At 72.2% G+C, this 4,920-nt stretch carries 5 protein-coding genes and 3 pseudogenes; 4 read left to right on the top strand and 4 right to left on the bottom strand.

Annotated features, from left to right (window positions below):
- The 4 genes and pseudogenes from ASF38_RS19015 to ASF38_RS19005 form a co-directional block, all read right to left on the bottom strand.
- A pseudogene (locus ASF38_RS19015) lies at positions 1-302 on the bottom strand (circularly permuted type 2 ATP-grasp protein); the annotation flags it as partial.
- A 1-nt stretch (position 303) separates the two neighbouring features.
- Positions 304-550, bottom strand: a pseudogene (locus tag ASF38_RS19010) (circularly permuted type 2 ATP-grasp protein); the annotation flags it as partial.
- A gap of 2 nt (positions 551-552) precedes the next feature.
- Positions 553-865: pseudogene (locus ASF38_RS19675) on the bottom strand (circularly permuted type 2 ATP-grasp protein); the annotation flags it as partial.
- A gap of 1 nt (position 866) precedes the next feature.
- On the bottom strand, positions 867-1,086 hold a 220-nt coding region (locus tag ASF38_RS19005), incomplete at its 3' end, for a circularly permuted type 2 ATP-grasp protein (RefSeq protein WP_235497442.1).
- A gap of 254 nt (positions 1,087-1,340) precedes the next feature.
- Between ASF38_RS19005 and ASF38_RS05115 the strand changes: the two genes are divergently transcribed.
- The 4 genes from ASF38_RS05115 to ASF38_RS17905 all read left to right on the top strand — a co-directional run.
- Positions 1,341-2,432, top strand: a complete 1,092-nt coding sequence (locus tag ASF38_RS05115) for a YihY/virulence factor BrkB family protein (RefSeq protein ID WP_056574093.1) — start codon at positions 1,341-1,343, stop codon at positions 2,430-2,432.
- A gap of 21 nt (positions 2,433-2,453) precedes the next feature.
- On the top strand, positions 2,454-2,792 hold the full coding sequence (locus tag ASF38_RS05110; RefSeq protein ID WP_055962411.1) for a hypothetical protein: 339 nt from the start codon (positions 2,454-2,456) through the stop codon (positions 2,790-2,792).
- Positions 2,793-2,868: 76 nt separating this feature from the next.
- On the top strand, positions 2,869-3,306 hold the full coding sequence (locus ASF38_RS05105) for an HNH endonuclease (RefSeq protein WP_056574089.1): 438 nt from the start codon (positions 2,869-2,871) through the stop codon (positions 3,304-3,306).
- An 80-nt stretch (positions 3,307-3,386) separates the two neighbouring features.
- Positions 3,387-4,920, top strand: a 1,534-nt coding sequence (locus ASF38_RS17905) for a protein kinase family protein (protein ID WP_162237306.1), incomplete at its 3' end; no start/stop codon positions are given.

The following is a 4,920-nucleotide window of genomic DNA, read 5'->3' as shown; positions in this document are numbered from 1 at the left end:
CGGCCAGCACCCACGTGTCCTTGGAGCCGCCGCCGCGCGAGGAGTTCACGATGAGCTCGCCCTCGGGCAGGGCCACGCGCGTGAGGCCGCCGGGCAGCACGTACACGTCGTCGCCGTCGTTGACCGCGAACGGACGAAGGTCGACGTGCCGGGGCCGGATGCCCTGGTCCACGAGCGTCGGGACGGTGGACAGCGACACGACCGGCTGGGCGATCCACGCACGCGGGTCCGCGTGGATCTTGCCGCGCAGCTCGTCGAGCTCCTCGGCCGACGCCGCCGGACCGATGACGATGCCCTTGCCGNCGACGTCGCCAAGGCGCCAGGTGTCGACGTTGGAGAGGATGGGGTCCTCGCCCAGGTAGTAGCGGATGAGGTCGGGGACGTACGTGTAGATCAGCTTGTCGTCGGCCACGCCGTTGCCCACGGCGTTGGCGATCGTCACGTTGCCCGCGCGGGCCGCGTTCACGAGACCGGGGACGCCGAGCACCGACTCGGGGACGAACTGCATGGGGTCGAGGTACTCGTCGTCGATGCGCCGGTAGATGACGTGNNGTGCTCGAAGTAGGCGGAGTTGTAGACGCCCGGGGTGAGCACCACGACGTTCGGGTCGCTCACGCCCGACGGTGCCGACGCCCGCAGCGCGGCGAGCAGGTTGCGCGAGTACTGCTGCACCGGGCGGATGCGGTGGTCGGCGAAGACCTCCGGCAGCGCGGCGGACATGGCCGGCCGGTTCGTCATCACGTACGAGACGCCCGACGGCACGCGGCAGTTGTCCTCCAGCACCCGGAACCGGCCGTCGCCGTCGCGGATGAGGTCGATGCCGGAGATGTGCACCCGCACCCCGTTGGGAGGCTCCAGCCCGGCCNCCTCGCCGGGGCCGTAGACGTCGGCCAGGAACGCCTCGAGGGCCTTGACCCGCTGCCGCACGCCCGTGTCGACGTGCGCCCAGTCGGCCGCCTCGATGATCCGGGGGACGATGTCGAGCGGGAACGGCCGCTCCTCGCCCCCGACGCCGAACGTGACGCCCTGGTCGAGGTAGGCCGACGCGAGCGACTCCGCCCTCGAGCGGATCTCCTCGTTGCCCATCTGCGAGAAGGCGGAGTGCACCCGCGCGTACTCGTTGCGCAGGCTGTCGGCGTCGAACATCTCGTCGAACCCGGCCACGGGCCCGTAGCCGTCGAAGAGGTGCGCGTCGCTCACGTGGCCACCCTAGGCAGAGGAGGTGTCGGTCATGTTTCGTCTCCTGTCTAGCGGACCCCGGCGCCCCGTGCACCCCCGCAGGGGATCCGGCTCGCGCCCACCGAGTCGCACCGGACCTCCAGGACTCCTAGGGTCGGAGCATGAGCGACGACGGGGGCGGACCGCACGAGAAGCCCGGCATCAAGGAGCGCATCGCTGCGGCGAGCCCGTTCCTGGCCCACGTGATCCGGATGCTCGACCACTACGGCCAGCGCCGCGGGAACCTGGCCGCCGGTGGCGCCACCTACTTCGGGTTCCTCAGCTTCTTCCCGCTCCTGGCGGTCTCGTTCGCGGTCGTCGGCCAGCTCGCCGAGGTCTACCCCGACGCCCAGCAGGACTTCGTCGACGCCCTCAGCGGGGTGCTGCCGGGGATCGTGTCGGTCGATCCCGCGCCTGGGCGCATCGCCCTGTCCGACATCGCCTCCAACGCCCCGGCCATCTACACGATCGGTCTGGCCACGGCGCTCTACGCGGGGCTGAACTGGGTCAGCGGACTGCGCGACGGCCTCAACCAGATGCTCGACCTGCCCACCACCGAGGCCGGCAACATCGTCAAGGCCAAGGGAACCGACCTCGTGACCCTCGTGGTCCTGGGGCTCGTGCTCGTGGCGTCGGTGTCGATCGGTGGTCTGCCCGTCGCGCTCGGGTCGACGATCCTCGACGCGGTCGGGCTGCCCGGGCCGCTCGGCGCCGTGCTGCTCACGCTGCTGTCGGTAGCGGTCGGCGTGGCGGTCAGCACCCTGCTGTTCTGGGCCATCTTCCGCCTGCTGCCGAAGCCCGACCTCCCGGCCGCCGCCCTCTGGCGCGGAGCACTGTTCTCGGCGGTCGGCTTCGAGCTGATCAAGCAGTTCGCCAGCCTGATCCTCCGTGGCGCCAGCTCGGTGCCCGTCGCGTCGCTCGCGATCGCGCTGACCCTGGTCGTGTGGATCTACTACTTCTCCCGGCTCGTGATGTACGGCGTCTCGTGGGCCTGCACCGATGAGGAGACCTTGGCCGAGATCGCTGCGCTGGAAGGCGCGGGCCTCGGCGAGGACGGGCGCGACCGGGTCGCCGACGACGACGGGGCGTGGGTCGAGGACGACGTGGTCGAGGTCGAGCCGGCCGACGTCGGCTACGTGCGGCCCCTGGCCGTCGGGTTCGGCCTGGGCGCCCTGCTCGGAGGCCTCCTCGGCCGGTCCACGCGCGACGACTGAGCCGGGTCGTACCCTGGGCCTGTGAACGACCAGGCCGAGGGCGACGTCCGGCGCACGGTGTCCCGCACCATGAGTGCCGAGGAGACGGCCGCGCTGCAGAAGGTGCGCCGTCGCACGACCGCCATCTGCTTCTTCGTCGTGGCGATCCACGGCGTCATCGGCCTCGTGGTGGTGGCCGAGGTCATCGCCGGCCAGGACCGACGAAGCGGTGCGATCGTGCTGGTGGTCATGTCCGCCCTGCTCGCCGTCGGCATCAGCATCGCGACCCGCGCCATCCTCGCCGCGACGCCCTACCTCTCCTGGCCGTGGGCGCTCGTCTCGCTCGTGCCCTCGGCGGCCGGGCTGTTCTGGGTGCTCTGACCACCCACCCGACACGAAGTCTTCACCCCCCGGTGTCGGGCGCGGCGGCTACCCTGGTCGCGGAAAGGGTGCGCCCATGGCCGACCACGTGCTCGTCCTCAACGCCAGCTACGAGCCGCTGCAACGCGTCTCGCTGCGCCACGCCATCAAGATGCTCGTGCGCGAGGTGGCGGTCATCGAGGAGGAGGACGAGGGCACGTTCGGCCCGTTCCCCAAGCCCAAGGTGCTGCGGCTGGTGCGCTACGTGGTGGCCCGCTGGCGGCACCGTCGGGGTCACCTGTGCACCAAGTCGGCCGTCAAGGCGCGCGACAAGATGTGCGGCTACTGCGGTGGCCGGGCCGAGACCGTCGACCACATCGTCCCGCGCAGCCGTGGGGGCGCGCTCACCTGGGAGAACGCCGTGGCCGCGTGCCTGCGGTGCAACCACCGCAAGGCCGACCGGACCCCTGCCGAGGCCGGCATGACGCTGCTCGTCACCCCCGCCGTCCCCCCACCGGGCTTCCTCGTCGGCTGACCGGTCGTCCCGTCGCTGCGTGGCGCCCACCGGGCCAGGTGCCGCGTCCTACGATGGGAGCGCACACGGAAGAGGTGGCGATGACCGAGCGGCGGGCCCTGGGGGCCGGTGACGAGCTCGACGGACGCTACGTGCTGCAGGACCTCGTCACCGAGAAGCTCGGCTCCACCACGTGGCGCGCTCACGACACCGTGCTGGCGCGCAACGTCGGCATCGAGATGCTCCCGAGCACCGACCCGCGAGCCGACAACTTCCTCGAGGCCGCCCGGCAGTCGACCACCGTCACCGACCCGCGGTTCCTGCGGGTGCTGGACCTCGTGGAGTCCGACCACGACCACCACGTCATCGTCCGGGAGTGGGCGCGGGCGTTCCCCCTCGACCAGCTGCTGCGGCAGTCGGCGCTGCCCAACCGTCGTGCTGCCACGGTCGTCGCCGAGGTCGCCGAGGCGCTGGCCCACGCGCACGAGAAGAACCTCTTCCACCGACGTCTGACCCCGCACCACGTGCTGCTCAAGCAGACCGGTGCCGTGCGCATCGTGGGTCTGGGGGTGGCCACCGCTCTCGCGCCCGCCGGCCACCGTGACACCTTCGACGACCTGCAGGCCTACGAGCAGATGGACGTCGAGGCCCTGGGCAAGCTGCTCTACGCCTGCCTGGTGAGCCGGTGGCCCGGGGTTCCCGTCGACGGCCTGAGGTCGGCGCCCGTCGAGCACGGACGGCTCCTGCGCCCCCGGCAGGTGAGGGCCGGCGTCTCGCGCGACGTCGACGCCGTGTGCGACCGGATCCTCGGCCGTCCACCGATGCACCACCGCACCCCGCTGCGCACGGCCGCGGACATCGCCCGGGCCCTGCGGCTGACCGGTGAGGACGAGTCGGAGGTCGACGACCCGAGCCCGCTGCACATCTCGTCGCCCGACCTGCTGCGGCTCGACCCGGTGATCGTGCCGGCCGGGCCACCCCCGGGCCTGGAGCCGCCGCGCCGACGGCCCAAGGCCTTCGAGCCTGCTCCGCCCACGACCTTCGAGCGGGGCGTCTCCCGCGCCCGGCGCGCGACGTCGACCGGTGACCGCAAGCTGGTGCTCGCCGGCATCGTCATGGTGCTCCTGATCGCTGCCGGCCTGGCCTTCGTGGTGGGTCGGTCCACCGACGAGGACGCCCCCGTCGCGGGCACCACCCCCGGTGGGGACCGCGCCGCGGTCGAGACGCTGCCCGTGGTCGACGTCCAGGATCTCGACCCCCAGGGAGAGGACGGCGAGGAGAACCCCGAGGAGGTGCCGCTGGCCGTCGACGGGGACCCCGACACCGCCTGGCGCACCACGACCTACTTCAACCGCGCCGACCTGGGCGGCCTCAAGGACGGCGTCGGGCTGGTGCTCGACCTCGGCGGCCCGCGCGAGGTCGAGTCGGTGCGCGTGCTCCTCGGTGGTGCCGGCACGTCGCTGTCGGTGTACGCCTCCAGCCCTGGCGGCGAGGTTCCCACCCGGCTCGCCGACCTGCAGCGCATCGCGGCGCTCGACGACCTCGGCAGCGACGTCACCGTGAGCTTCCCCGAGGGCACCTACACCCGGCGGATCGTCCTGTGGCTCACCCGGCTCCCCGAGGTCAGGCCCGGCG

Origin of the sequence: Aeromicrobium sp. Leaf272, from assembly GCF_001422865.1 — a bacterium.
Lineage (GTDB): Bacteria > Actinomycetota > Actinomycetes > Propionibacteriales > Nocardioidaceae > Aeromicrobium.
This window is presented reverse-complemented; position numbering and strand designations above follow the sequence as displayed.

Coding starts and splice junctions, on each gene's coding strand:
- ASF38_RS05115 (WP_056574093.1), top strand. CDS start 1,341: ATGAGCGACGACGGGGGCGGACCGCACGAGAAGCCCGGCATCAAGGAG.
- ASF38_RS05105 (WP_056574089.1), top strand. CDS start 2,869: ATGGCCGACCACGTGCTCGTCCTCAACGCCAGCTACGAGCCGCTGCAA.